The sequence below is a fragment of the Pseudoalteromonas sp. XMcav2-N genome (genome assembly GCF_024124545.1).
Taxonomy (GTDB): Bacteria; Pseudomonadota; Gammaproteobacteria; order Enterobacterales; family Alteromonadaceae; genus Pseudoalteromonas.
The window spans coordinates 1-26736 of sequence record NZ_JAMXSF010000028.1; the positions used below are offsets into that span (position 1 = coordinate 1).

At 48.3% G+C, this 26736-nt stretch carries 22 protein-coding genes; 14 read left to right on the forward strand and 8 right to left on the reverse strand.

What is annotated here, in order from left to right; translation table 11 throughout:
- Positions 1 to 201: 201 nt before the first annotated feature.
- The 4 genes from yidC to rpmH all read right to left on the reverse strand — a co-directional run bounded on the left by yidC (position 202) and on the right by rpmH (position 3059).
- Positions 202 to 1875, reverse strand: coding sequence for a membrane protein insertase YidC (yidC, locus tag NH568_RS23015; protein WP_253110837.1), 1674 nt, complete (start codon positions 1873 to 1875; stop codon positions 202 to 204).
- An 8-nt stretch (positions 1876 to 1883) separates the two neighbouring features.
- Positions 1884 to 2147: a membrane protein insertion efficiency factor YidD gene (yidD, locus tag NH568_RS23020; protein ID WP_349288031.1), complete on the reverse strand. Its 264-nt coding sequence runs from the start codon at positions 2145 to 2147 to the stop codon at positions 1884 to 1886.
- A 335-nt stretch (positions 2148 to 2482) separates the two neighbouring features.
- The gene (gene rnpA, locus NH568_RS23025; RefSeq protein ID WP_253110843.1) at positions 2483 to 2917 is read right to left on the reverse strand and encodes a ribonuclease P protein component; all 435 of its coding nucleotides are present in this window, start codon (positions 2915 to 2917) and stop codon (positions 2483 to 2485) included.
- A gap of 7 nt (positions 2918 to 2924) precedes the next feature.
- Positions 2925 to 3059 carry a 50S ribosomal protein L34 gene (gene rpmH / locus NH568_RS23030; protein ID WP_010384852.1) on the reverse strand — a complete coding sequence of 45 codons (135 nt, stop codon included), beginning with the start codon at positions 3057 to 3059 and terminating at the stop codon, positions 2925 to 2927.
- 677 nt (positions 3060 to 3736) lie between these two features.
- Between rpmH and dnaA the strand changes: the two genes are divergently transcribed.
- The 8 genes from dnaA (at position 3737) to NH568_RS23070 (ending at position 13908) form a co-directional block, all read left to right on the forward strand.
- A complete protein-coding gene (dnaA, locus tag NH568_RS23035; RefSeq protein ID WP_253110846.1) occupies positions 3737 to 5143 on the forward strand; it encodes a chromosomal replication initiator protein DnaA in 1407 nt (468 codons plus the stop codon).
- Between the two features lie 9 nt (positions 5144 to 5152).
- Positions 5153 to 6256, forward strand: coding sequence for a DNA polymerase III subunit beta (gene dnaN / locus NH568_RS23040; RefSeq protein ID WP_253110849.1), 1104 nt, complete (start codon positions 5153 to 5155; stop codon positions 6254 to 6256).
- Between the two features lie 21 nt (positions 6257 to 6277).
- On the forward strand, positions 6278 to 7366 hold the full coding sequence (recF, locus tag NH568_RS23045; protein WP_253110852.1) for a DNA replication/repair protein RecF: 1089 nt from the start codon (positions 6278 to 6280) through the stop codon (positions 7364 to 7366).
- A gap of 12 nt (positions 7367 to 7378) precedes the next feature.
- Positions 7379 to 9802 carry a DNA topoisomerase (ATP-hydrolyzing) subunit B gene (gene gyrB, locus NH568_RS23050; protein ID WP_253110855.1) on the forward strand — a complete coding sequence of 808 codons (2424 nt, stop codon included), beginning with the start codon at positions 7379 to 7381 and terminating at the stop codon, positions 9800 to 9802.
- Positions 9803 to 10123: 321 nt separating this feature from the next.
- Entirely contained in the window at positions 10124 to 11023 is a 900-nt protein-coding gene (glyQ, locus tag NH568_RS23055) for a glycine--tRNA ligase subunit alpha (protein ID WP_054016205.1), read from the forward strand.
- 2 nt (positions 11024 to 11025) lie between these two features.
- On the forward strand, positions 11026 to 13095 hold the full coding sequence (gene glyS, locus NH568_RS23060; RefSeq protein ID WP_253110858.1) for a glycine--tRNA ligase subunit beta: 2070 nt from the start codon (positions 11026 to 11028) through the stop codon (positions 13093 to 13095).
- 64 nt (positions 13096 to 13159) lie between these two features.
- On the forward strand, positions 13160 to 13618 hold the full coding sequence (locus tag NH568_RS23065; protein ID WP_253110861.1) for a hypothetical protein: 459 nt from the start codon (positions 13160 to 13162) through the stop codon (positions 13616 to 13618).
- 128 nt (positions 13619 to 13746) lie between these two features.
- A complete protein-coding gene (locus tag NH568_RS23070; protein WP_171045696.1) occupies positions 13747 to 13908 on the forward strand; it encodes a hypothetical protein in 162 nt (53 codons plus the stop codon).
- A 46-nt stretch (positions 13909 to 13954) separates the two neighbouring features.
- Here the strand turns inward: NH568_RS23070 and tusA are convergent, their stop codons facing one another.
- The 3 genes from tusA to fadB all read right to left on the reverse strand — a co-directional run bounded on the left by tusA (position 13955) and on the right by fadB (position 17681).
- A complete protein-coding gene (gene tusA / locus NH568_RS23075; protein ID WP_253110864.1) occupies positions 13955 to 14194 on the reverse strand; it encodes a sulfurtransferase TusA in 240 nt (79 codons plus the stop codon).
- A 153-nt stretch (positions 14195 to 14347) separates the two neighbouring features.
- Entirely contained in the window at positions 14348 to 15517 is a 1170-nt protein-coding gene (fadA, locus tag NH568_RS23080; RefSeq protein ID WP_046004753.1) for an acetyl-CoA C-acyltransferase FadA, read from the reverse strand.
- 1 nt (position 15518) lies between these two features.
- Complete coding sequence (fadB, locus tag NH568_RS23085; protein ID WP_253110867.1) at positions 15519 to 17681, reverse strand: fatty acid oxidation complex subunit alpha FadB; 2163 nt, start codon at positions 17679 to 17681, stop codon at positions 15519 to 15521.
- A 358-nt stretch (positions 17682 to 18039) separates the two neighbouring features.
- Here fadB and NH568_RS23090 point away from each other — a divergent pair, with 358 nt between their 5' ends.
- From NH568_RS23090 to NH568_RS23115, 6 genes are all read left to right on the forward strand, one after another.
- Entirely contained in the window at positions 18040 to 19941 is a 1902-nt protein-coding gene (locus tag NH568_RS23090) for a transglycosylase SLT domain-containing protein (RefSeq protein ID WP_253110950.1), read from the forward strand.
- A 121-nt stretch (positions 19942 to 20062) separates the two neighbouring features.
- Entirely contained in the window at positions 20063 to 21388 is a 1326-nt protein-coding gene (gene pepQ / locus NH568_RS23095) for a Xaa-Pro dipeptidase (RefSeq protein WP_253110870.1), read from the forward strand.
- A gap of 73 nt (positions 21389 to 21461) precedes the next feature.
- A complete protein-coding gene (locus NH568_RS23100) occupies positions 21462 to 22079 on the forward strand; it encodes a YigZ family protein (protein WP_253110873.1) in 618 nt (205 codons plus the stop codon).
- Positions 22080 to 22155: 76 nt separating this feature from the next.
- A complete protein-coding gene (locus NH568_RS23105) occupies positions 22156 to 23607 on the forward strand; it encodes a TrkH family potassium uptake protein (RefSeq protein WP_046004757.1) in 1452 nt (483 codons plus the stop codon).
- Between the two features lie 446 nt (positions 23608 to 24053).
- Positions 24054 to 24536 carry a hypothetical protein gene (locus NH568_RS23110; RefSeq protein WP_253110876.1) on the forward strand — a complete coding sequence of 161 codons (483 nt, stop codon included), beginning with the start codon at positions 24054 to 24056 and terminating at the stop codon, positions 24534 to 24536.
- A gap of 91 nt (positions 24537 to 24627) precedes the next feature.
- Positions 24628 to 25314 carry a flagellar brake protein gene (locus NH568_RS23115; RefSeq protein ID WP_253110893.1) on the forward strand — a complete coding sequence of 229 codons (687 nt, stop codon included), beginning with the start codon at positions 24628 to 24630 and terminating at the stop codon, positions 25312 to 25314.
- A 40-nt stretch (positions 25315 to 25354) separates the two neighbouring features.
- On the opposite strand, the gene trkA is transcribed toward NH568_RS23115, so the two are convergent.
- Positions 25355 to 26731 (reverse strand): Trk system potassium transporter TrkA, encoded by a 1377-nt coding sequence (trkA, locus tag NH568_RS23120; protein WP_054016216.1) that lies wholly within the window; start codon positions 26729 to 26731, stop codon positions 25355 to 25357.
- Positions 26732 to 26736 lie beyond the last annotated feature (5 nt).

Genomic DNA, 26736 nt, shown 5'->3' on the forward strand with positions numbered 1-26736 from the left:
GAGACTGTGAGACTGTGAGACTGTGAGACTGTGAGACTGTGAGACTGTGAGACTGTGAGACTGTGAGACTGTGAGACTGTGAGACTGTGAGACTGTGAGACTGTGAGACTGTGAGACTGTGAGACTGGCCGTTTGGTGGTAATCGCAGACATAAAAAAACGGCCCGTAATGGACCGTTTCTGGTTTAATCTATATTCGGTATTAACCGCGGACCTTCATGCCCTTTTTCTCCATGCCACGATAGATATAAAGCATCTGGGCAATTGAGATCAGGTTAGAGATCAGCCAGTACAGAACCAGACCTGACGGGAACCAGATAAAGAACACTGAGAAGATAACTGGCATCCAGGTCATCATCTTTTGTTGCATTGGATCAGTCACTGTCATAGGTTGCAGCTTCTGAGTCAGGAACATACTGGCGCCAAACAGGATAGGCAGTACATAGTAAGGGTCTTTTGAAGACAGGTCTGTCAGCCACAGCATAAATTCAGCATGACGCAGCTCAGTTGACTCCAGGAATACATAAAACAGCGCCAGGAAGATAGGCATTTGCAGTAACAGCGGGAAGCAGCCACCCATAGGGTTTACTTTTTCCTTGCGGTACATCTCCATCATTGCCTGACCAAATTTCTGACGGTCATCGCCATAACGCTCTTTCAGTGCCTGCATTTTTGGCTGCAGCATACGCATTTTAGCCATTGAGGTATACTGCGCTTTAGTGAGCGGGTAAAGGAGTGACTTAACAATAATGGTGATAGCAATGATGGCCAAGCCCCAGTTGCCCAGTCCACCAATATTGATGTCAAACAGACCAAAGAATGATCCTTCACCAGAGTACAAAAACTTCAGCAGCTCTAGCAAAGGCTGCGAGATAAACCATAACCAACCGTAGTCAACGGTCAGGTCGAGATCTTTTTGCAAGGCTTCCAGCGCATCGGTGTCTTTAGGACCCATAAAATAAGTGGCGGTAAGCTGCGCGGTGCTATTGGCTTGAATATTGGTCGCTTCGCCTTTTACACCTATGATGCTGTTGTTATTACGCAGCGAGCTGTAAATGGTGTTGTTTATCTCCTGACCAGGTACCCAGGCACTGACAAAGTAGTGCTGGATAAAGGCAACATAACCGCCCTGAGTATTTTTGTTCAGGTTAGCATCGGCCATATCAGAGAAAGAGTATTTTTCATAAGGCTCTTCGCTGGTGCCATAGGCTGCGCCCAGATAAGTCTGGTCAACCATGCTGCCTTTTTCCTGAACCGTGCGCTTGATTTGGGTATACAGTTGCACCTGAACTGGATCAGCAGTTGAGTTAGTCACATCGTATTCCAGCGCAACATCATACTGCCCCGGCTTGAATACAAAGGTTTTGCTAAACTGAACGCCTTTACTGTCGACAAACGTCAGCGGTACACGCAGTTCATCGCCATTTAGTGTGTAGCTTGATTGTGCGCTTTCGTAAACTGGGCGACCCTGGCTTGATGCATCCGGACCATTCAGGCCAATCAAACCACTTTGTGCGAAGTATTCTTTGCCTTCAAACTCACCCAATAACAGATAAGGTTGATCGCTGCCATGGGTTTCGGCGTGTTGTAGCAATTTCGCCTCAACAATGTCACCCCCACGGGTGTCGATTTTTACTGCCAGTACATCGGTGGTTACCGAAATGACTGAGCGAGTAGCCACAGTGGCCTGCATTGGCACATCAGCCTGACTGGAAGCCGGTACATCGGCCTGGTCATTGTTTGCGGGGCCGGCCACTTGTTGTGTGACGGCACTGGTATCAGCATTGGCTGCGGTTTGTTCCTTTGACCACTCCGTAAAGAGTAAAAAGGTGACCAGCAGCAAGCCGATAAATAAAAACGTGCGTTGCGATTCCATAACAGCTCTTATTTCTCGTGTTGTTTATCTTGCGTTGATTTAGCAGGCACGGGATCAGACCCGCCTGCACTTAAAGGGTGACATTTTAATATGCGTTTAAGCGCTAACCAACTCCCTTTTGCAATTCCATGTAAATTAATTGCCTGAATTGCATAATGAGAGCAGGTTGGGGTAAAACGACAGTGTGGTCCCAGCAGCGGACTAATAAAGCGCTGATAAAAACGGATCACACCTAGCAGCAGTGTTTTGATCAGTGTCTGGCATAGCGACAATAGCCACCGGATCCACGTTTTACAACGCTGCACTAGGCGCGATGATACTGTGGAAGGGGAGTGATTCATGATAATGCCGTCAGACTGATAACCAATCCCTGAATACATAGGGGAAGTTGGCGATTAAAAGGTGAGCTAACTTTACCTTATCGGGGTCTAAATAGCCATTGAGCCCTATGCGATTTTAGCGAATTCACAGTAAGTTGAACTCGATTAATCGCCGATTTTATCGGGTTTGAAGTAAACGCGTAACGTGTTGCGGTGCAAACTGAGCATGCAAATGTCGCTACACTGGCTTAATCGCACAATACACGACAGTTCATTGTGCTGTGGTGCTAAGGCTGTTTGGGCTTACGCTGATTAGACGCTGGGCGCTTTTTATTGTGGCGTTTATGAGGTGGGGGCTTAGGCGCACCAGGTTTACAACGCTCGTTTACTTTACGCCATAATTTTGTCAGTTGTTTGCTGAGCTCTTCATTTGTTTGCTCATCAACACCTGTTTTGACCATCAGCACGATATCTATGTTATCCAGCTTATGACGGTTTAAGCGAAAGCTTTCACGGGCAAGGCGTTTAATACGATTACGTTGACAGGCTTTTTTACAGCGTTTTTTAGCAACAGTGAGTCCAAGACGCGGGTGTCCAACATCATTGGGTTTAGCTAACAAAGTAAAGTAGGGAGTTGCTGCGCGAGCGGGTTCGTTAAATACTCGGGAGTAATGCGAGGGAGTTAACAGACGTAACTCCCTGCTGAAGCTAAAGTCTTCCACTTATATATTAAGCAGAAAGTACTTTACGGCCTCTAGCACGACGACGCGCTAGTACTTTACGGCCATTCTTCGTTGCCATACGTGCACGGAAACCGTGAGTACGCTTGCGTTTAAGAACGCTAGGTTGAAAAGTTCTTTTCATAACTAATCCATCCGATCGGTTAAAGTTTAAAACATCCTATGCAGGTCGCGATCCTGGCACAGGTGCCATTGCGAGCGCGAGATATTAATGCCGCAGCGTAGGAAAGTCAATCATAATCGCGCCATCAAGCATAGATTTTAGCCAGAAATAACAAAAAACGGTCATTCGCTCTGCTATCCCCAGAAATAAACAGGCCACATTATACCTATATATAGAATAGAGTGGGATCTAATTCCTGGAATAAGCGATCAGACTCTGCATTTAGATCGGATCTGATCGGTGCTGAAGTGTGATCAACTCAGATCAGATCAAAGTTAGGTTTTCCACATTGTCTGGGTGAAAAGTGGCAACATCCTCTGGAAAACTTAAAATGATCGAGTTTTTTTGATGAGATCCTGGTGGATTTTTGCTAAGATCAATAAACAGGGTGAAAAATAAAATATCAATAAAAACAATCGGATGAGTTTGTTTCTGGGAAAGATCCTGAATTTTAAAAAAGTCAATATTGATGTTGTGGATAAGATCCCCTCATAATACCCGGCTTCCACCTATGTATTTATGATAATAAACAAGCATTTCCGTCGATCCTTTGGATTAGCTGTGTATAACCTTGTTGGTAAATCTGGCTATATCCTGAGTTTTTATGTACGGGAATATTAACTATTTCGGAGTGCGACGTGTATCTGTCGGTTTGGCAAAGTTGTTTATATGTTTTGCAAGATGAGCTGCCTTCTCAGCAGTTCAATATGTGGGTGCGACCACTACAAGCAGAAAGTACCGAAGATACCTTGACCATCTATGCGCCAAATCGATTTGTTTTGGACTGGGTGAGAGAAAAGTATTTAAACCGCATCAGCGAGTTACTGACAGAGATCTGTGGTGACGAAGCGCCTGAACTGCGATTTGATGTAGGTAGTAAACCTATTGGCGCGATCAATAGTGCGCCGGCTTCAGGCGAGAGTAGTCAGAATACACAAGCCGGGACGGTGACTAAACCAGCTGCATCACCGGCGGGTGCCTCTAGCTCGACTAAAGTGGAACCAGCCCCAAAATCTGCCGGGGTGAAGTCTAACATCAAAGAAAACTATACGTTTGATAACTTTGTTGAGGGTAAGTCGAACCAGCTGGCAAAGGCTGCCGCTACTCAGGTTGCGGATAACCCGGGGTCAGCGTTTAATCCAGTCTTTATATATGGCGGTACAGGTTTGGGTAAGACCCACCTGTTACATGCGGTAGGCAACGGCATCATAGATAAAAAGCCAGATGCAAAAATTGTCTACATGCATTCTGAACGTTTTGTTCAGGACATGGTTAAAGCATTACAGAACAATGCCATTGAAGAATTTAAGCGTTACTACCGCAGTGTTGATGCGCTGATGATCGATGACATTCAGTTTTTTGCCAATAAAGAGCGATCGCAGGAAGAGTTTTTTCACACCTTTAATGCCTTGTTAGAGGGCAATCAACAGATCATTCTTACGTCGGACAGATATCCAAAAGAAATCGAAGGGGTTGAAGATCGACTTAAGTCTCGTTTTGGCTGGGGCCTGACGATTGCCATTGAACCGCCCGAATTGGAAACACGAGTTGCGATTCTGATGAAAAAGGCGCAGCAGAGTAATATCAATCTGCCTCATGAAGTGGCCTTTTTTATTGCCAAGAAATTACGCTCCAATGTGCGTGAATTGGAGGGGGCACTAAACCGGGTGATAGCCAATGCAAACTTTACTGGCAGGCCTATTTCCATCGAGTTTGTAAAAGAAGCGCTACGCGATTTGCTCGCACTTCAGGATAAGCTCGTCACGATTGATAATATTCAGCGCACTGTGGCTGAGTACTATCGGATCCGAGTGTCTGATTTATTGTCTAAGCGTCGGAGTCGATCAGTTGCCCGACCAAGACAAGTGGCGATGGCGCTGTCTAAAGAACTAACCAATCACAGTTTGCCTGAAATTGGTGATGCTTTTGGCGGGCGTGATCACACAACCGTGCTACACGCGTGCCGTAAAGTAAAAGCACTGCGAGATGAAAGTCACGAAGTGAAAGAAGATTATCAAAACCTGATCAGAACATTGTCGTCTTAAGGGCCTAGTATGCAAATTACGATTTCAAGAGAACAGTTTTTAAAACCCTTGATGCAGGTCTCGGGAGCCATTGAGCGAAAACACACACTGCCTATTTTATCCAACGTGTTGGTTGAGGTAAAAGAAGGTGTGTTATCTATGACTGGCACTGACTTAGAGATTGAACTGGTTGCGAATGTTACGTTGGAAGAGCAAGTTGCAGACGCGAGTATTACTTTGCCTGCAAAAAAATTGCTCGATATCTGTAAGAGTTTGCCCGATGGGTCTTTGCTGCAATTAAGCAGCCAGGAACATCAATTGCTTTTGACTAGTGGCCAAAGCCGTTTCTCTTTGACAACTTTGGCTGCGGAAGATTTTCCTAATCTTGAGCAGTGGGATGGTGAGGTTGAATTTCAGATCACGCGGTTGGAACTACGCCAATTGTTAGAAGCAACACATTTCTCAATGGCTAACCAGGACGTACGTTACTACCTGAACGGGATGTCCTTTGAGGTCGACAATAGTGAAATTAAAACGGTTGCGACCGATGGTCACCGCCTGGCGATTGCGCAACATCAGTTGTCGGAATCGCTTAATACACAACGCCAGTTGATCATCCCGCGTAAAGGGGTTCAAGAGATCATGCGTTTGTTGCCAGCTGACGATGAACCTTTGACCATTCAATTTGGTAGCAATCATATTCGTATTTTAGATCCTGAATTTACTTTGACCAGCAAACTGGTGGATGGACGCTTCCCTGACTATCGCCGAGTGTTACCCCGTGGTGGTGACAAGCTGGTGAATGCGAACCGTGAATGGCTGCGCAGTGCGTTTCAGCGTGTATCAATTCTGTCGAACGAAAAGTTTCGCGGTGTACGTCTTAACCTGTCGAATAGCATGTTAAAGATCAGTGCGAACAACCCTGAGCAGGAACAGGCAGAAGAAACCGTAGAAGTTGATTATCAGGGTGACGACCTGGAAATTGGTTTTAACGTGTCATATTTGCTGGATGTATTAAACACGCTTAAAACGGAAGATGTACAATTTACATTAGCTGATACTAACAGCAGTGCCTTGATTGAAGGGGCGAGCGACGATTCAGCAATGTATGTCGTTATGCCGATGCGCCTTTAGAAGTTAGGTGTGTACTCTTAAATGAGTTTAAATCAAATTAGCCTCAATAATTTCCGTAATATTGAGGCCCTTTCTTTTTCGCCAAGCGATCAGATAAATATCATTTTAGGTGAGAACGGCAGCGGAAAGACCAGCCTGCTTGAAGCCATCTATTTCCTTTCCAATGGACGTTCATTCAGAACTAACAAACACAAGCTTATGATCCGTCATGAACAGAATAAGTGCATCGTTCATGGAAAAAAACAGCTTCATAGTTTGTCTATTCCCATTGGAATTAGCAAAAACCTGCAAGGTGAAACTCAGTTGCGGATCCAAGGGCAATCGAGTAGAAAAATTGCAGAATTGGCGCAGATATTACCAACACAGGTGATTACACCGGAAAGTTATGAGTTGTTTTTTGGTGGTCCAAAAGAGCGGAGAAAATTTCTAGATCTCGGGGTGTTCCACGTGGAACATCAATTTTATAGCGTCTGGAAAAACTTCAATCAGGTACTTAAGCAGCGCAATGCGTTACTCAAAACTAAGCCGCCTCAGTACCAGCTTCAGATACGTACTTGGGACCGAGAGTTTGTACGTCTGGCAGAGCAAATAAATATGTTCAGAAAGGCGTATATAAGTAGGTTTGAGCGTCATTTTTTTGATAAGATAGGGGATATAAGCCCCATCTTTAAAGGCCTTGAAATGCGCTATGACGCAGGCTGGAAAGGGGAACTGGCTGATGTGCTAAACGCCCAGCTGGAGCGGGATAGCAAGCTTGGCTATACAACTAAGGGGCCGCATAAAGCCGATTTTAATTTTTATGCTAATGGTCACGGGGTTGAAAATATATTGTCTCGGGGTCAGTTAAAGTTAACTCTTTATGCGTTAAAGATTGCACAGAATAACTTAATTGAGGCTGAGACCGAGAAGCAATCCATATTGCTGATCGACGATTTACCTTCGGAGCTAAGCCAGGATACGATGCTCAGCATCGCGCACTTACTTGCAGAATGTCAGTCACAGCTGTTTATTACTGCAATAAACTCCGAAAGTATCCAGGCCATTGTGGAACCCATGAAACGAAATGTTGAGATGTTCCACGTGGAACATGGCCGCCTAATAACAAAATAATTGGAATACACCATGTCTGATAATTACGATTCATCGAGTATTAAAGTACTGAAGGGATTGGATGCGGTAAGGAAGCGTCCGGGAATGTATATCGGGGACACTGATGATGGTACTGGACTACATCACATGGTCTTCGAAGTCGTCGATAACTCCATCGACGAAGCGTTAGCAGGACACTGTGACGATATTTTCGTTACCATCCATACTGATGGTTCCGTGTCAGTTCGAGACAATGGCCGTGGTATCCCAACGGAACTACACCCTGAAGAAGGGGTGTCTGCGGCTGAAGTCATCATGACCGTACTGCACGCAGGCGGTAAATTTGATGATAATTCATATAAGGTATCAGGTGGCCTACACGGCGTAGGTGTTTCTGTTGTTAACGCACTTTCAGAAAAACTACAACTAACAATTCGTCGCGATGGCAAAGTGCATCAGCAGAAATACACTATGGGTGTACCAGATGCACCATTGGGTGTGATTGGTGAAGCTGAAAGTAGCGGAACTGAACTGAGGTTCTGGCCAAGTGCGGAGACTTTCTCTGATACAAACTTCCATTACGATATCTTGGCAAAACGCCTGCGCGAACTTTCTTTCCTGAACTCTGGTGTGAGCATTATTCTCAATGATGAGCGTGAAGAAAATAAGCAAGACCATTTCAAATATGAAGGTGGTATTCAGGCATTTGTTGAATATCTGAACCGCAAAAAAACGCCAGTTCATCAAAATGTATTCAATTTCACTTCAGAACGTGAAGACGGCATTAGTGTAGAAGTATCCATGCAGTGGAATGATGGATTCCAGGAAAATATTTACTGTTTTACTAACAACATTCCTCAGCGCGATGGCGGTACACACTTAGCGGGCTTCCGTAGTGCCCTGACTCGTACGCTCAACAACTACATGGAAAAAGAAGGCTTTAACAAGAAAGCGAAAACAGCAAGCAATGCGACAGGTGATGATGCGCGTGAAGGCTTAACTGCGGTAGTGAGTGTTAAAGTACCTGATCCAAAATTTTCATCTCAGACAAAAGACAAGCTTGTCTCAAGTGAGGTGAAAGGCGCAGTTGAACAAGCAATGGCTGAAAAACTAACAGAGTATCTACTAGAAAACCCGGGTGATGCTAAAACAGTTGTAAGCAAAATTATTGATGCGGCACGTGCTCGTGAAGCTGCACGTAAAGCGCGTGAAATGACACGCCGTAAAGGCGCCATGGACTTAGCTGGTCTGCCTGGCAAACTTGCTGACTGTCAGGAACGCGATCCGGCTGAATCTGAACTCTACATCGTGGAGGGTGACTCAGCGGGCGGATCGGCCAAACAGGGCCGTAACCGTAAGAATCAGGCTATTTTGCCATTGAAAGGTAAAATCCTGAACGTTGAAAAGGCACGTTTTGATAAGATGCTGTCTTCGCAGGAAGTTGCCACGCTAATCACGGCGCTGGGCTGCGGTATTGGCCGTGACGAATACGATCCGGAAAAACTGCGTTATCACCGCATTATTATTATGACCGATGCGGACGTCGACGGCTCGCACATTCGTACGCTGCTGTTGACCTTCTTCTATCGTCAAATGCCTGAGATCATCGAACGCGGTTATGTCTACATTGCACAGCCACCACTGTATAAAGTGAAAAAAGGCAAGCAAGAACGTTACATTAAAGATGACCCTGCACTAACTGATTACCTGACCACCCTGGCACTAGACGGCGCGAGCATCTATACAAGTGAAGGCGCAGAGGCCATCTCAGGTAACCGCCTGGAAAACATGGTGCATGATTATCAGAAAACTCTGAAAGTCATCGACCGTCTGACACGTAAATATCCGCGCGCGATGATGTCTCGTCTCTTATATCAGAATGAGCTGAGTGAAGCAGATCTGAGTGATGAAACTAAGGTGACAGAGTGGATACAAACGTTTGTCGCTGACTTGGACAAGTATGATGAAGATGCCACTATCTACAGCGCTGAAGTGAGCTACGATGATGAGCGTCATATGTACTATCCAGTGGTCAATATCCGCCAGCACGGCGTAGATAAAGCCTATACGCTGAACTATGACTTCATTACCTCGAAAGACTATGCGCGTATTGTGAATACAGGTAAGGCCGTAGCTAATCTAATCAGCGAAGGTGGTTATGTACAACGGGGTGAAAAGACCCATCCTGTAGAAACATTCGCTGAGTCACTGGACTGGTTGATTGCAGAGTCGAAGCGTGGCTTGTATACACAACGCTACAAAGGATTGGGTGAGATGAACCCTGATCAGTTGTGGGAAACCACCATGGATCCTGCGGCACGTCGTATGTTACGAGTGACTATTGAAGATGCCATTGCGGCCGACCAATTGTTTGCAACCCTGATGGGTGATCAGGTTGAGCCTCGCCGCGATTTCATCGAGCAAAATGCGCTACGTGTTGTGAACTTGGATGTATAAACAAGTGTGTGTGAGTTCTCATCATTGATGATATAGATTCTCACAATTCATGACACTCGACAAAAAGCCACCTCTCACAGGGTGGCTTTTTTACGTTTTGGGGTGAACATTGTGAGTTAAGGAGAGAAGTTCAGCTTCTCCAGCCCGGCCTTATTCTAATATAGGTGAGCGGTATTTTTACACGCTTTTTTAGTGATAACGCTTAAAACAGCGCGGCGCTCGCGGTATACTGAGCATAATTTTCAGACATAATTAGCCCGATACTTTGCGGTCTTTATTGAGCAAATCGGGTTCCATGTACCATACAAAAATAAGCCAACTATGCAAAAATACGATATCAAAACCTTCCAAGGGTTGATCCTGGCTTTACAGGACTATTGGGCACAGCAAGGCTGTGTGATCGCGCAGCCACTGGATATGGAAGTGGGTGCGGGGACGTTCCATCCGCTGACTTTCCTCAAGTCGATTGGCCCGGAGCCAATGTCGAGCGCGTATGTACAACCTTGTCGTCGCCCGACTGATGGTCGTTACGGTGAAAACCCAAACCGCCTGCAGCACTACTATCAATTCCAGGTGGTATTGAAGCCGTCACCTGAAAACATTCAGGAGCTGTATCTGGGATCACTGGAAGCACTTGGCATCGATACCCTGACTCATGAAGTGCGTTTCGTTGAAGATAACTGGGAATCACCAACTCTGGGTGCCTGGGGTCTGGGTTGGGAAGTCTGGCTCAATGGTATGGAAGTGACTCAGTTTACATATTTCCAGCAAGTCGGTGGCCTGGAGTGTTCGCCGGTTACGGGTGAAATCACTTATGGTTTAGAGCGACTTGCAATGTATATACAAGGTGTGGACAGCATCTATGACTTGGTCTGGACTGATGGTCCTATGGGTCGTGTGACTTATGGTGACGTGTTCCATCAGAACGAAGTCGAGCAGTCGACTTATAACTTTGAACATGCGGATGTCGACGCTTTGTTTAAGCAGTTCGACCAGTGCGAACTGGAAAGTCAGAAGCTGATCGAAGCGGGACTGCCATTGCCAGCCTATGAGCAGGTGATGAAGGCATCACATGCATTCAACCTGTTGGATGCCCGTCATGCGATTTCTGTGACAGAACGTCAGCGTTATATTTTACGTGTGCGTGCACTGTCTAAGGCCTGTGCTCAGGCTTACTATGAGGCCCGTGAGGCACTCGGATTCCCGCTTTGTAAGGATTAATCATGACCACAGAAAATCTACTCGTTGAAATTGGTACTGAAGAGTTACCACCAAAAGCCTTACGCAAGCTGGCAGAATCATTTGCCGAAAATATGCAGGCTGAACTGACAGGGCTTGAGCTGACATTTGAAGATATAAGCTGGTACGCGTCACCACGCCGTCTGGGTTTAAAAGTAATTAGCCTGCAAACTCAGCAACAGGACAAAGTGGTTGAGAAGCGCGGTCCGGCAACGAAAGCAGCGTTCGATGCTGACGGCAATCCGACTAAAGCTGCGATGGGCTGGGCACGTGGTTGTGGTATTGAAGTATCAGAAGCCGAGACACTGGAAACCGACAAAGGTGCCTGGTTGTTACATCGCGCAACCGTAGCGGGTCAGCAGGCCAGTGCTTTGTTGTCTGATACCATTGCCAAATCATTAGCAAAACTACCTATCCCAAAACCCATGCGCTGGGGTGCTAACAAAACACAATTTATTCGCCCGGTACACACCGTCGCTGCGTTACTTGGCAGTGAAGTTGTAACAGGCGAAGTATTAGGTAAAGCCATTTCAAACCAACTTCAGGGTCACCGCTTTCACCATCCTGAGCGGGTGAGTATTAATCACGCTGATGAAGCATTTGAGACCCTGAAAGGGGCGTATGTCATTGCCGACTACGAAGCACGTAAAGCGCTTATTCGTGAACAGATCAATGCAGAGGCTGACAAACTGGGCGCGGTTGTGGCGATGGATGAAGACCTGCTGGAAGAAGTGACTGCCCTGGTTGAGTGGCCAGTCACTTTGGTGGCGTCGTTTGAGGAAGAATTCCTGTCGGTTCCTGCGGAAGCGTTGATCTACACGATGAAAGACGATCAGAAATACTTCCCGCTACTGGATAAAGCGGGCAAGCTGATCAACAAGTTCCTGTTTGTCTCAAACATTGAAAGTAAAGACCCGAGTGTTGTTATTTCAGGTAACGAGAAAGTGGTTCGTCCGCGTCTGGCGGATGCGCAGTTCTTCTTTGAGACAGATAAGAAGAAAACCCTGGAGAGCCGGCTGGAGTCTCTGGGCACAGTCTTGTTCCAAAAACAGCTGGGCACATTAAAAGACAAGTCCGAGCGTATTGCTGCTTTGGCTGGCTTTATTGCTGAGCAATTGGGTGCCGATAAAGCACTGGCTGAGCGCGCAGGCTTGTTGAGTAAAACGGATCTGATGACTGAAATGGTCATGGAGTTCACCGATGTGCAGGGCGTGATGGGCATGCACTATGCGCGCATCGACGGTGAAGCGGAAGAGGTTGCTGTTGCACAGAATGAGCAATATATGCCGCGCTTCGCGGGGGATGCCTTGCCGTCAAACCCAATCAGTTGTGCCGTGGCACTGGCAGACAAGTTCGATACCCTGGTTGGGATCTTTGGCATTGGCCAAATCCCCAAAGGTGATAAAGACCCGTTTGCACTGCGCCGTGCTGCCATTGGTGCACTACGTATCATGGTTGAAAAAGAACTCGAGCTGGACATTCATGCGCTGGTAGAAAAATCTCGTACACTGTTCGGCGACAAACTGAGCAACGATAATGTTGGTGAAGATGTGTTTGAGTTTATGCTGGGCCGTTTCCGTGCCTGGTATCAGGATGAGGGGATCGCTGTTGATGTGATCCAGGCTGTACTGGCGCGTCGTCCTTCTCAGCCGGTTGATTTTGACCGCCGTGTGAAAGCGGTAAGCCATTTCAGAACGTTAGATCAGGCAGAAGCGTTGGCCGCAGCAAATAAGCGCGTTAACAATATTCTCGCGAAAAACAATGTGACCAGCGACGCTGAAATCAATACGGCGTTGTTGTCAGAAGCAGCTGAGCAGCAACTGGCGAAAGAAGTGGCTGCGCTGACTGCCGAACTGGCTCCAGTCTATGCACAAGGTGACTATCAGCAAGCGCTGACGCGTTTGGCAAGTCTGCGTGAAGCGGTAGATAACTTCTTTGATAATGTCATGGTAATGGCTGATGATGAAGCGGTTAAACAAAACCGCCTCGCACTGCTTAGCCAGCTGAGCCGTTTGTTCCTCAATACGGCGGACATCTCTGTCTTACAAAACTAAGGCAGCCAATCTTAAAACAAGCCAGCATTCGTGCTGGCTTTTATTTTTGTGATCGGGATTAACAATGAAACAGCATATCATTGCGTTAGTAATGGCATTGGGTTTAAGCGCCTGTTCGACGGCCCCACATCAGCCAGTGGATAGTTCCTCCGGGCAGACGACAACGAGCACTAATGCGTCTCTTGTAATGGACAGGCCGATGTATTTACGTGGCGACTTTACTTTGTGGGATGCCGACGAAGTCTATCGGCTAACACAGACCCAGACGGGATTGTACAGTGTACGGGTGCGCTTTATGAGTCCGGGAAAAGTGTACGAATTTAAAGTTGCCGATGCGAAATGGACGCCGGGTTATAACTGCGGCTTTCGCTATGATGGCAAAGTGAGCCTGGGTAAACCGGTTATCGCGGATTGTGACACTGTGTACAACTACTTTGGATTTATGCCCGACAGAAAGGGGTGGTATCGAATTTCGCTGGATTTAAGAGGCGCTACGCCACAGATCATAGTGCAGCGTGATTAATACCAATTTCAGTTAATATCGGGAAAGATAAATTTGTTGCGTAATTTATTTTGCTCGAATATTGAGCTTTTTTAATTGTTCTGTTATTGTTAATTCCGAGTTAAACAATATAAAAACAAGGAAATACAATGAAAATCAAACTAAATAAAAAAGCGGTTAAACAACTTTCTGGCAAGCAAGTCCTGGCCGAGCAGGCAACACCGGCGATCAATGGTGGTAACCCGCAACAAGAATTAGCGACCTGGCATCGTGGTTGGATCTCTTGCGTCGAATGTCCAATTCTCGTGTAGTCCGGGAATTAAAATAGCTGGTGGGGTTGTTGCACCAGCTTTAGCGTTATTTCCCTTTCTTCACCAGATAGCGATAAGGGACGCTATCCACTTCTTTCGCCACCAGAGTATGATCCATAAACTCACAGAAACTGGGAATATCCCGTGTAGTAGACGGGTCGTCTGCCAGAATCAACAGGGTTTCACCCTCCTGCATTTTCCTCACCTTGCCACGGATCATCATCACGGGCTCAGGGCATCGTAAGCCAATCGCGTCGAGAGTGTGGTCAGTGTTGTCAAAGTTCATGGCGGTACCCTTTAAAAAATAAAGCGCCTATTCTAGCGCGCCTGAAGTGACAAATAAATATGCAAGTTCAGATACCCGATCACGAAAAAAGGCAAGCTACACGAAGCAGCTTGCCTTGGTCACCAAGTTAAATCTTAGGGAATGTCGTTTAGCTTAGTCTTCAACTCGCTCGAAAACGGTCGCAATGCCCTGACCGAGACCGATACACATGGTCGCCAGGCCATACTTTGCGCCTTTGTCTTCCATAATATGGATCAGAGAGGTACTGATCCGTGAGCCTGAACAGCCCAGCGGGTGACCCAGCGCAATGGCGCCGCCATTGAGGTTCACTTTCTCATCAGCCACATCCAGTAAGCCCAGATCTTTCAGTACCGGTAAAGACTGTGCAGCAAAGGCTTCGTTCAACTCTGCCACATCAATGTCTTCAATGCTCAGGCCAGCTTGCTTTAGTGCCTTCTGGCTGGCAGGAACCGGACCATAACCCATGATGGACGGATCGCAACCTGCAACCGCCATCGACTTAACGCGTGCACGAATTGGCAGGCCCAGTTCTTTGGCCTTCGACTCACTCATGACCAGCATGGCTGATGCGCCATCAGACAGAGCCGATGACGTACCTGCGGTCACTGTGCCCGAAGCCGGGTTGAATACAGGGCGTAACTGGCTCAGGCCTTCCATGGTGGTTTCCGGACGGATCACTTCGTCGTGTTCAACCAGCACAGGCGCACCATCGGCATCATGACCTTCCATTGGTAAAATTTCACGCGCAAAACGGCCTTCAACCGTGGCTGCGTGGGCGCGCTGATGTGAGCGTACCGCAAAGGCATCTTGTTGCTCACGGTTAATACCGTGCAGGGTGGCCAGGTATTCCGCAGTCAGACCCATCACACCCGCAGCTTGTGCAACCGACGTCGACAGACCCGGGTGGAAGTCGTTGCCGTGCGTCATAGGGACGTGACCCATGTGTTCAACACCCCCGATCAGATAGGTGTCGCCAGCGCCCGTCATAATTGCACGTGCCGCATCATGCAGTGCCTGCATAGATGAACCACATAAACGGTTGACCGTGACTGCTGGTACGGTGTGTGGAATGCCTGCCAGCAGGGCGGCATTACGGCCGACGTTAAAGCCTTGCTCCAGGGTTTGTTGTACACACCCCCAGTAAATGTCATCGATAGAATCCGGTGCCACTGCCGGATTGCGATCCAGCAGGCCTTTCATCAGGTGGGCACTGAGGTCTTCAGCACGTTTGTGTTTGAACACACCGCCCTTGGAGCGGCCCATCGGCGTACGAATACAATCTACGATTACTGCCTGTTCCATGTTACTGACCCTCCACTTTGTAGAATACTTTACCGGCAGCTGCCCACTCACGGGTTTGCTCCGACACCTGATAGATTTCGCCTAAGTGTGCGTACTTATCGGCGATTTTTACGAACTCTGCCAGACCCAGTTGATCCAGATAACGGAATGCACCACCGCGGAACGGCGGGAAGCCAATACCGTAGATCAGTGCCATATCGGCTTCTTGTGGTGAGGCAACAATGCCTTCTTGCAGACACAGCAGGACTTCGTTGATCATCGGTACCATACAGCGCTCGATGATGGTTTGTTTGTCAAACTGTGCCGGTGCATCACAAATCTCGCTCAGCAGGGCAACGGCGTCAGCGTCTTTGCTCTTCTTCAGGCGACCTTTGCGATCCGGTGCATGCTGGTAGAAGCCTTTCTGGTTTTTCTGTCCAAAGCGATTTGCGTTGGCCAGGTGGGCAACCGGATCTTTCTCCTGACGTGCCATGCGGGTTGGGAAACCATCTGCCATCACGCCGGTACAGTGATTGGCTGTGTCGATCCCAACAACGTCCAGCAGGTACGCCGGACCCATCGGCCAGCCGAAGACATTTTCCATCACTTTATCGACTTGTGTGAAGTCAGCACCTTCAACGACGAGCTGGCTGAAACCGGCAAAGTAAGGGAAGAGTACGCGGTTCACGAAGAAGCCTGGGCAGTCGTTCACAACAATCGGCGACTTGCCCAGTTTCAGTGCGTAGTCGACAACAGCCGCAACGGTTTCATCCGAGGTTTTCGCGCCACGAATGATTTCAACCAGTGGCATCTTAGGCACCGGGTTAAAGAAGTGCATACCACAGAAGTGCTCTGGGCGTTCCAGTCCTTCAGCCAGTTCATCAATGCGAATGGTTGAGGTATTTGAAGTCAGGATGGTGCCTTGTGGTAATTGTTTCTCAAGACCCGCCAGTACAGTTTTCTTGATCTGCGGATTCTCGACAACTGCTTCAACGATGATGTCGCTGCCTTCCAGGTCACGGTCATTCAGCGTCGGTTTGATCTGCGCCAGTGTGCCAACCATTTTGTCCAGCTTCATGTGGCCGCGCTCGACTTTTTTGCCCAGCAGCTTAGCCGCTTCACCCATACCTAGGTCCAGTGCGCCCTGGCTGATGTCTTTCATGACAATCGGCGTGCCTTTGTACGCTGACTGGTAAGCAATGCCACCGCCCATGATGCCCGCGCCCAGTACCGCTGCTTGTTTGATGTCAGTCTGGCTTTGCTTCGCTTGTTTCTTGGCAACACCTTTAATGTACTGATCGGCCAGGAAGATCCCGGTTTGTGCCGCCGCTTCAGCGGTTTTGGCCAGCTTGGCGAAGCTTGCGTTCTCAACGGCCATGGCTTCATCGCGACCCATATTGGCAGCAGTCTTGATGGTTTTAACCGCCATCACAGGTGCCGGGTAGTGACCTTTGGTTTTGGCCATCACCATGCCTTCTGCCATTGCAAAGCTCATGCCTTGCTCAACGCGGTTCATTTTCAGCGGGTCAAGCTTAATCTGACGTTTGGCACGCCAGTCCAGTTTGCCAGCTGCCGCTTGTTCCATGGTACGCAGTGCCGCGTCCATCAGCTTATCCTGAGCAACCACCGCATCCACGGCGCCTACTTTCAGGGCATCGGCTGCGCGGTTCTCTTTACCTGTGGTGATCCAGGTCATCGCGTTGTCCGCACCAATCAGGCGTGGCAGACGTACGGTACCACCAAAGCCCGGCATAATGCCCAGCTTCACTTCTGGCAGGCCGATCTTGGCGCTGTCAGAGGCAATACGATAATCGGTAGCAAGTACCCACTCACAGCCGCCACCCAGTGCCAGGCCATTGACCGCAGACAGGGTTGGGAAAGGTAAATCTTCTAACGCGTCAAATACGTCAGTGGCCGCTTTGATCCACTCAATCAGCTCTGCTTCAGGGCGGTCAAAGGTAGGCAGGAATTCGAAGATGTCTGCGCCAACAATAAAGTGGTCTTTGTCGGAGCTAAAGATCAGGCCGTCGATGTCATCGCGTTGCGCCAGCTCTTTGAGCGCCGCATGACAATCTTGCAGGGTTTGCTGAGATAATTTGTTGACCGAACCTGGCATACAAAACTTAAACTCAGCGATTTTGCCTTTGCAGAAATCCACAACAAAGGACTCGCGTTTCATTAACATACATGTTCTCCCGTGTTTTTACACTGGTACGATGAGTTGTCATTTCATCCAGTGTGGCGTCTTTAAAAGAAAATTGCAATGAAAAATTTACCGCAGGTTTACTGCAAAGGGTTAGGCACAGTGCTAAGGTGGATTCGCTGAATATTTTCCGGGTGGTGTGGTCCGTCCGGACGTTAAGCCACGGGCAAGTTGCGCCATAATAGTCTGATGCTATTGATATGGCTGTTCAGACTGCACATAGTGCGCCCGGGCAGGGAACTCAGAGAAAGGAAGGTGTTTTGGAGTGAGCCTTTACCTCAAGCAATTTAGACACCCCAGAACATTGACTGCCAACGAAGAGAATGAAAGTTAAAGCATGATGAAACTATGGTTTAATCGTTTAGCTGCCACTTGCCTTGCGGTGTGTGGTGGGGCCTGGAGTCACTTAGGGTATGCAGCTGACTCACACCAGGCGTTTAAAGATGCAGAGCGGGTGGCCTGGAGTGGTAACTATCAGGCGTTTAAGAGATCGCTTGAAGAACTCGATCATCCTCTAAAGCCTTATGTTGAGGCTACCTTTTATAAGCGTCATCCAAAACTTAAGTATCAGGAAGAGATTGGGCGCTTTTTGTCAATATATGATCATACGCCACTGGACTGGATGGTACGCAAGAGCTGGCTGAGCTACCTTAAGCGGCGCAACAAAAAAGCCTTGTTTATTGAGCATTATCAGGATACCAGCAATGCGGAACTGAAATGTACCTATTTACAGTTTCAACTTGATCTGGGGGCGCCGGAAAAAGCCATTTTGGATCAGGTGGAGCCTTTGTGGGTGGTTGGTAAATCACAGCCGAAAGCCTGTGACAAGCTGTTTAGTCAATGGCAAAAAGCCGGGTATCGGACACAAGAGTTGGTATGGCAAAGGATCACCCACGCAGCGCAGGGTGGCCAGGCCTCTTTGCTGAAATATCTGAAAACCCTGCTGCCGCGCAATGAAGCCTATCTGGCTGATCTATATCTTAAGGTGCGTCGCGATCCCAGCGCCTCAGCAGGCTTATACCGTTATAAGAAGCGCACCGCCAGAGAGGCTGAGATTGCCGTGTATGGTTTGCGCCGCTTGATCTGGCGCGATCCTAAGCTGGCACTGCGGGCCTGGGACAAATTGCAGGCGATGTTTACCTTTACCCAGGCGCAGCACGATAGTGTGGCCTATCGCTTTGCTTTGGCGCTGGCGTCCAAAGGGCATGAGCAGGCGAAGTTCTGGTTGAATAAAGTCCCTAAGGAGATGCAGGACAAGAAGCTGCGCCAGTGGCTGATGAGTAACATGCTCAAAGAACAGGACTGGGAAGGGATCGCGGTGTTGTTCACGGGTATGGATAACTTAAGTAACGGGCAAATATACTGGCTGGGCTACAGTTATGCCAAACGTAATCAGATGGAAAAGGCTCAGGCCTTGTGGCGGGAGATTGCGCCAAAACGTGATTACTATGGTTTCCTTGCTGCTGCGCGATTGGACTTACCCGCGCAACTCAATGCCGAGCCACTCAATGTGCCGCCCAGTATTGTTGCGAAAGTGTCGCAGGCGCCCGGATTTAAGCGGGCGAAGGCGTTGTACGAATTGGAGCGCTTCACCGCTGCACGGCGTGAGTGGAATTATCTGACCAATACCTCAAGTACAGCGGAAAAGCTGGCGGCCTCGGTACTGGCGGCCGAGCTCGACTGGTATGACAGCACCATTTATACCCTGGCGCAGATCAAGGCCTGGAACTATGTGGATCTGCGTTTCCCAATGGCGTTCGATGATTTGTTTGAACGTTACAGCAAGCGTCATGACGTGGACCTGGCTTGGAGTTTTGCGATCGCCCGCAGAGAAAGTTCATTTGCCCCGGATGCCCGCTCGCATGCGGATGCATATGGGCTGATGCAGCTACTGCCCAGCACAGCTAAATATGTCGCTAAATCAAGGGTATCTACGCGCCAGTTGATGAAGCCAGCAACCAATATTCGCCTTGGCACAGATTACCTCGATTATCTTAAAGGTAAGAACAAGGGCAATGAGATCCTCGCTACGGCATCTTATAATGCCGGCTTTCATCGGGTGAAGCGTTGGATCCCACAAGAAGCTATGCCAGCGGAGTTATGGATAGAGTTGATCCCATACCGGGAAACGCGTGATTACGTGAAGAACGTGATGGCGTATCGTCAGGTCTATCACACTAAATTGGGGCGGGATGGCAATATCCTGGCTGGGATCCTGGACATGCAGATCGGTGGTAAGTAAACACAGATTTGTTGGTCTGTCTCGCAACAGCGAGGCCGACCGCAGCCCACTTTACTTCTTTAAATCGGTAGCGCTATGTTAGACTCAGTCACAAGCGAATTAAATAAAAATGGGTACACCAATGGAACAATTAGCAAACTTGTATGCTGAGCATATTGCAACGCTGCAACAGCGTACAAAGACCATTATTGAACGTGAGAACCTGGATGGACTCGTGATCCACTCAGGACAAGCCAAACGCCAGTTTCTGGATGATATGTATTATCCGTTCAAGGTGAACCCTCAATTCAAAGCATGGTTACCGGTCATCGATAATCCGCACTGCTGGCTGGTGGTCAATGGCACTGATAAACCTAAGCTGATCTTCTACCGTCCGGTGGATTTTTGGCACAAAGTACCGGATGAGCCGAGTGACTTCTGGGCCGACTACTTTGATATTCAATTGCTTCTGCAGCCTGATCAGGTTGAGCAATTCTTACCGTATGACAAAGCCAGCCTGGCGTATATTGGTGAGTATCTTGAGGTGGCACAGGCACTGGGCTTCACTCAGATGAACCCTGAGCCGGTGATGAATTACCTGCACTTCCATCGTGCTTACAAGACCAGTTATGAGCTTACCTGTCTGCGCGAAGCAAACCGCCTTGCCGTGCTAGGTCATAAGGCTGCACGGGATGCTTTTTATGCCAAAGAGTCCGAGTATGGCATTCAGCAGGCTTACCTGCAAGCCACTGAGCATATGGAAAATGACACGCCTTATGGCAATATAGTGGCATTAAACGAAAACTGCGCCATTCTGCATTATACCCATTTTGAGCGCCGTGCTCCGCAGCAGCATGTGTCATTCCTGATCGATGCCGGTGCCAATTTTAATGGCTATGCTTCTGATATTACCCGTACCTATGACTTTGCGCGCAAGGGAGAGTTTGCCGACCTGATCAAGGTGATGAACACCCATCAGATTGAACTGGGTCAGGCATTACAGCCGGGTAAATTGTATGGTGAGTTGCACCTTGACTGCCATAAGCGTGTTGCTCAGGTGCTGATAGATTTCGATCTGGTGCGCGGCCTGAGTGTAGAAGGGATCCTGGAGCAGGGGGTTACGTCTACCTTCTTCCCGCATGGTCTGGGCCACCATCTAGGCTTACAAGTGCACGATATGGGTGGCTTTATGGCGGATGAGTTGGGGACACATCAGGCACCGCCGGAAGGTCATCCATTCCTGCGCTGTACGCGTAAGATTGAAGCTAACCAGGTATTCACGATAGAGCCTGGCCTGTATTTTATTGATTCATTGCTGGGCGAGCTGGCGCAAACCGATAACAAACAGTATGTAAACTGGGACAAGGTTGACGCGTTTAAGCCGTATGGCGGCATTCGTATCGAAGATAATATTATTGTTCATGATGATCATCTTGAAAATATGACTCGGGATCTGGCGCTGGACTAAGCTTTGTCCTGTGCCAAACTGAACTGTGTTAAACTGGGAGCCAAGTGCTCCCAGTGTTTTTTGTTGAATGCCCATGTCTGAATACGCCATTCCCAGCAGTCCCATATCTCATCACGAAGAAATTAAGAAAAGTACTTTTATTGTGCATATTGCCCATACGCCGACGATTGCTGATGCCAAAGCATTTATTCGCGCCATTAATGAGCAATACCCGGATGCACGACATAACTGCTGGGCCCATATCGCCGGTGCGCCGGGCGGCAGCCATGTACTGGGGTTTTCAGACGATGGGGAACCTAATGGTACAGCAGGTAAGCCGATGCTGAACGTGTTACTCGGCTCCGGGTTAGGTGAGATCACCGCGGTAACAACCCGTTATTTTGGCGGTATTAAGCTGGGAACAGGCGGCTTGGTGAGGGCCTATGGCGGGACGCTCAACAATGCCCTGGATACGCTGCCTACTCAAATAAAGATCCCCGCAAGCAAGTTGGTAGGTGAATCTGACTATGCGCTGCAGGGGAATATAGAGCAGCACTTCAGTAGCCAGTACACCGTACTAAGTATAGATAAACAGTATGGCGCGACGATTCAGTGGGAAATTGAACTCGACAGCAGAGAGGCCAAAGCCGCCATCGCGTCAGTATATGATCTTACTCATGGAGCAGTCTCACTGACCCTCAAAGAGCCCTGAGCGGGGTTTCGCGGTTTACTAACCGAGTGATGTATTAGACAATCAGGTGTAATTACAATAACTCGCGAATCGCGCTATGCAATTTCGTACCATTATAAAGATACTCGGACAGCTTGTTGCGCTCTTTAGTCTGACCATGGTGCCACCGGCGCTGGTGTCTTTGATCTATAAGGACGGCGGCGGTGTGCCGTTTGTTCTGGCATTTATCTTTAGTGTTCTGATTGGCCTGATGGCCTACTACCCGAACCGCAAAGAGCAGGGCGATCTGAAAGCCAGAGAGGGCTTTTTGATTGTGGTCTTGTTCTGGCTGGTACTAGGGGCCTTCGCGGCCGTGCCGCTGATTTTCTTAAGTGAACCGAATCTGTCGTTTGCGGATGCCGTTTTTGAGGCGTTTTCCGGTCTGACAACCACAGGTGCAACAGTGCTGACGGGTATTGAGTATTTACCTAAGTCGGTGCTTTTCTATCGTCAGCAACTACAGTGGCTCGGCGGTATGGGGATCATCGTATTGGCCGTTGCTGTACTGCCTATGCTTGGCGTAGGTGGCATGCAGCTCTATCGGGCTGAAACGCCAGGCCCAGTTAAAGATTCCAAAATGACACCGCGTATTGCCGATACGGCTAAGCACTTATGGTATATCTATGTGACGTTAACACTGGCCTGTACGTTGGCGTATGCCTGGGCAGGTATGAGCTGGTTTGATGCTATTTGCCATGCGTTTGCGACCATCGCCATCGGTGGGTTCTCAACCTATGATGCCTCGATTGGTTACTTCGACAGTCCGATGATCAATGCCATTTGCGTGTTCTTCCTGCTTATCGCAGCGGCCAACTTTTCCTTGCATTATGCCGCCGTGGCGGGTCGTAATATCAAGGTCTATTTCAGAGACCCCGAACTTAAAGTCTTTTTGTTTATTCAGCTGGCACTGGTGGTGTTATGTTTTGCTGTACTGTCCTCCAAGCAGGTATACAGCAATGGAGATGAAACCCTGGACCATGCTTTGTTTCAGGCGGTGTCTATCAGTACCACTGCGGGCTTTGCCACAGACAGCTTTGCAGCCTGGCCTTTGTTCCTGCCAATTTTGCTGATTTTTTCTAGCTTTATTGGGGGCTGTGCCGGCTCGACGGGCGGCGGTATGAAAGTGGTGCGGGTGTTTTTACTCTATCTGCAGGGGATCCGGGAGCTTAACCGCCTGGTGCATCCGCGTGCCATCTATTCTATTAAGTTAGGCCGCAAAGCGTTACCCGACAAAGTTGTGGAAGCGGTATGGGGGTTCTTTTCAGCGTATGCACTGGTATTTGTGATCATCATGATTGCACTATTGGGCACCGGCCTGGATAACATTACAGCTTTCTCTGCCACTGCGGCCTGTCTGAATAACCTGGGCCCGGGCCTGGGCGATGTAGCCGCACATTATGGTGATATTCCTGATTCTGCGAAATGGATCCTGACCATCGCCATGGTCTTCGGCCGCCTCGAGATCTTCACCTTGCTGGTTTTGTTCACCCCCACATTCTGGCGTGGGTGAAGCACGGTCGCTACGCGACGACGAGTGACTTAACGTCACTCGGAGAGTGCCGGGGGCGCCGAGCCGTGGATGGCCGAGCCGGAATACACCGCCATGGACGGCTTTGGATACCTATCGCTTGCTCACCCGCACATTGGTGATTCCCTAAACTGATAGACCCTGATAAAGGTATATTTGTAAATTAAACGCATTTTTTTCATCTGAGAACATCACTTTTAAAATAATAATAGTGAATTAAAATCAGGTGGTTACGAGATGCTGTGTAAATTTTTGCCTTCCTTTGGTTAACTCCAGTTAAAAAAATATATCAAAAAACGCAAAAAATGCATTTTTTCATTAGCGCTGATGTCATATTTGTATCGTCAGGGTTAAATCCCTACTTTTATAGTCTACCCACACAGGAAGGTGGGTGTTGCCAGATAACAAAACTATGAGGAATGGCCGAGATGTTTGCCATATCACATCAAAATAAATATAAAGCAATACAAGCAGGGATAGTCAGCCAGGTAAATCTGACCGACGGCGCCAGTGACTTAACCAACTGTGTGGCTCAGCTAAATCAGTATATGAGCGGGGCTGGGTGCTTGCAGTATGATCATTGTCTACCGTCGGCCCACGGCAGTGTGCCACTTTTGCGCTATGATGGTGTCGAAGTCAGCGAGTGTGTGATTGGTATTATCTCCGAGAATGCCTTGTGGCAAACGCGCACTTTGCCACCTCTGGTTATGAAAGACCAAACTGGTCGTCTGACACTCAGTGCACATGAACAGACGCTTGGGATTACCTTTATCACGAAGCGCAATGGCGAACCTATGCTGTTTTTCACTGAGCACTATGAGCAGCACCTGGCGTTAAGCACGCTGGAAGCACAAAGCCGTATGATGTCGCTCAGAGATGCTGCTGTATTATTGAAAGGATACCTGCAATAAGACTTAAGCAGCCCCTTTATTGGGTACTTGCCGTTATCTAAAAGGGATTTTACTGCTACACTATGGGCAGAGTCGTTAGTAGGGTTACAAGATGTTAAAGCGTAAAACGCAACGGAGCAGGAAGCACTTATCGCAGATCCCGGCAGGCAGTTTGATTGATATTGAAATTGTGATGCCAGCGAGTCGCAAACGCGTCCGTACAGAGTTTATCGGGGTGCTTGAAGACCAGTATATTATTTTAAACTATCCCAACCCTAAGCGACTCGGCGCGGCGGCAGATTATGTGAAGACAGGAACGGAAATCATTGTCCGGGCCCTGCCAGAAGACAGCGATGGTCAGATCATTGCTTTCAAAGAGAACATTAAAGCCATTAGTAATCACCCCGCGCGGCTTATTTTTCTTTACTACCCTCATGAAGTACAAACTTATCAGCTGCGTGCCCAAACCCGTGTACCAGCCCTAATACCAGCTATATTACAGTTGTCAGATTACAATGAAGTGGGTGTGATAAAAGACATTTCTCTGTCAGGCATGATGTTTGATATTCAAAAAGAGCATTTGCCCGACGATCTGGAGTCAGAAAACTGTGAAGTGCTGATTGAGGGCAAAGACGACAATGCCTCCGCGATAAAAGGCAAAGTGTGTCGTATTATAGAAAGTGCAGAGGGTAATGTGTCTTTAGGGATCCAGGTTGTGGGTCCGGATACGACCATTAAAGCAGTGCTAAAAGACTATTTGATCGATTTGTCGATTTTGTCTGATGAAGGAGAGAGCTAGCTGATCGACATAAAGCCAGACCAGCTAGATAGATAACCGCTTACACAAACAGTGCGCTGACCTGGAAGAGCTTTTCAACCACGCCAATCTGCTTTTTGTCGATCAGGAACATGATGACATGATCGCCCGACAGGATAATGGTGTCATCGTGGGCGATCAGTACTTCGTCGTCACGGACGATAGCGCCAATAGTAGTGCCCGCTGGTAGCTTGATGTCTCGAATCGCACGGCCCACCACTTTTGAGGTGTTTTCGTCACCATGGGCTACCGCTTCAATGGCTTCAGCAGCGCCCTTACGTAGTGAGTAGACGTTTACTATATCACCACGTCTGACATGCGTGAGCAAAGCCGAAATAGTCGCTTGCTGAGGTGAGATAGCTATGTCGATTTCTCCACCCTGCACCAGGTCAACATAAGCACCTCGCTGAATGAGAACCATCGTTTTCTGGGCACCCATACGTTTAGCGAGCATGGCAGCCATGATGTTCGCTTCATCGTCATTGGTGACGGCGATAAAGACATCGACCTGTTCGATGTGCTCTTCGGATAACAACTCCTGATCTGAAGCATCTCCACAGAATACCACCGTATTGTCGAGCATTTCAGACAGAGAAGAGGCCCTGTCAAGATTACGCTCAATCAGCTTAACGCTGTGATTTTTCTCCAACGATCTGGCCAATCCCGCGCCGATATTACCGCCACCGGCAATCATAATTTTTCGATACGAACGTTCGAGCTTCTGCAGCTCATTCATAACTGCACGAATGTGCTTGGTTGCCGCGATAAAGAATACTTCATCATCGGCCTCTATCACTGTGGTACCCAAAGGTTTGATGGCTTTACCCTGACGATAAATCGCTGCCACCCGAGTATCAACATTGGGAATATGCTCTTTCAGCGCAGACAGGGCATAGCCAACCAACAGGCCACCATAATAGGCTTTAACGGCAACCAGCGATAACATACCATCAGCAAACTGCAGCACCTGTAGTGCACCCGGGTAATCGATCAGACGACGAATATAACGGGTAACCAATTGCTCCGGTGCGATATAGTGATCGACTGGCAGGTCATCATTATGGAATAGCTTCTCCCGATACTTCAGGTATTGCTCAGAGCGGATCCGAGCAATTTTAGTTGGCGTATTAAAAATACTATAGGCCACCTGACAGGCAATCATATTGACTTCATCCGAGCTGGTCACCGCAATAACCATATCGGCATCTTCGGCACCGGCCTGCCTGAGGACATCTGGATGTGCGCTGTGTCCCGTTACGCCTTGCAGGTCATATTTGTCCTGCAATTCCCTCAGTCTCTCTCCGTCAATGTCTACGACGGTTATTTCGTTCTGTTCGCCGACCAGGTTTTCGGCCAGTGTACCGCCGACTTGTCCGGCGCCTAAGATGATGATTTTCATAAGCT

Bases quoted from the DNA above. Each gene is read 5' to 3' on its own strand.
- NH568_RS23070 (WP_171045696.1), top strand. From the start codon at position 13,747: ATGAAAATCAAACTAAATAAAAAAGCGGTTAAACAACTTTCTGGCAAG.
- tusA (WP_253110864.1), bottom strand. From the start codon at position 14,194: ATGAACTTTGACAACACTGACCACACTCTCGACGCGATTGGCTTACGA.
- fadB (WP_253110867.1), bottom strand. From the start codon at position 17,681: ATGTTAATGAAACGCGAGTCCTTTGTTGTGGATTTCTGCAAAGGCAAA.
- yidC (WP_253110837.1), bottom strand. From the start codon at position 1,875: ATGGAATCGCAACGCACGTTTTTATTTATCGGCTTGCTGCTGGTCACC.
- NH568_RS23100 (WP_253110873.1), top strand. From the start codon at position 21,462: ATGTCTGAATACGCCATTCCCAGCAGTCCCATATCTCATCACGAAGAA.
- NH568_RS23110 (WP_253110876.1), top strand. From the start codon at position 24,054: ATGTTTGCCATATCACATCAAAATAAATATAAAGCAATACAAGCAGGG.
- NH568_RS23115 (WP_253110893.1), top strand. From the start codon at position 24,628: ATGTTAAAGCGTAAAACGCAACGGAGCAGGAAGCACTTATCGCAGATC.
- rpmH (WP_010384852.1), bottom strand. From the start codon at position 3,059: ATGAAAAGAACTTTTCAACCTAGCGTTCTTAAACGCAAGCGTACTCAC.
- dnaN (WP_253110849.1), top strand. From the start codon at position 5,153: ATGCAAATTACGATTTCAAGAGAACAGTTTTTAAAACCCTTGATGCAG.
- glyS (WP_253110858.1), top strand. From the start codon at position 11,026: ATGACCACAGAAAATCTACTCGTTGAAATTGGTACTGAAGAGTTACCA.
- fadA (WP_046004753.1), bottom strand. From the start codon at position 15,517: ATGGAACAGGCAGTAATCGTAGATTGTATTCGTACGCCGATGGGCCGC.
- NH568_RS23065 (WP_253110861.1), top strand. From the start codon at position 13,160: ATGAAACAGCATATCATTGCGTTAGTAATGGCATTGGGTTTAAGCGCC.
- NH568_RS23105 (WP_046004757.1), top strand. From the start codon at position 22,156: ATGCAATTTCGTACCATTATAAAGATACTCGGACAGCTTGTTGCGCTC.
- glyQ (WP_054016205.1), top strand. From the start codon at position 10,124: ATGCAAAAATACGATATCAAAACCTTCCAAGGGTTGATCCTGGCTTTA.
- gyrB (WP_253110855.1), top strand. From the start codon at position 7,379: ATGTCTGATAATTACGATTCATCGAGTATTAAAGTACTGAAGGGATTG.
- NH568_RS23090 (WP_253110950.1), top strand. From the start codon at position 18,040: ATGAAACTATGGTTTAATCGTTTAGCTGCCACTTGCCTTGCGGTGTGT.
- trkA (WP_054016216.1), bottom strand. From the start codon at position 26,731: ATGAAAATCATCATCTTAGGCGCCGGACAAGTCGGCGGTACACTGGCC.
- recF (WP_253110852.1), top strand. From the start codon at position 6,278: ATGAGTTTAAATCAAATTAGCCTCAATAATTTCCGTAATATTGAGGCC.
- pepQ (WP_253110870.1), top strand. From the start codon at position 20,063: ATGGAACAATTAGCAAACTTGTATGCTGAGCATATTGCAACGCTGCAA.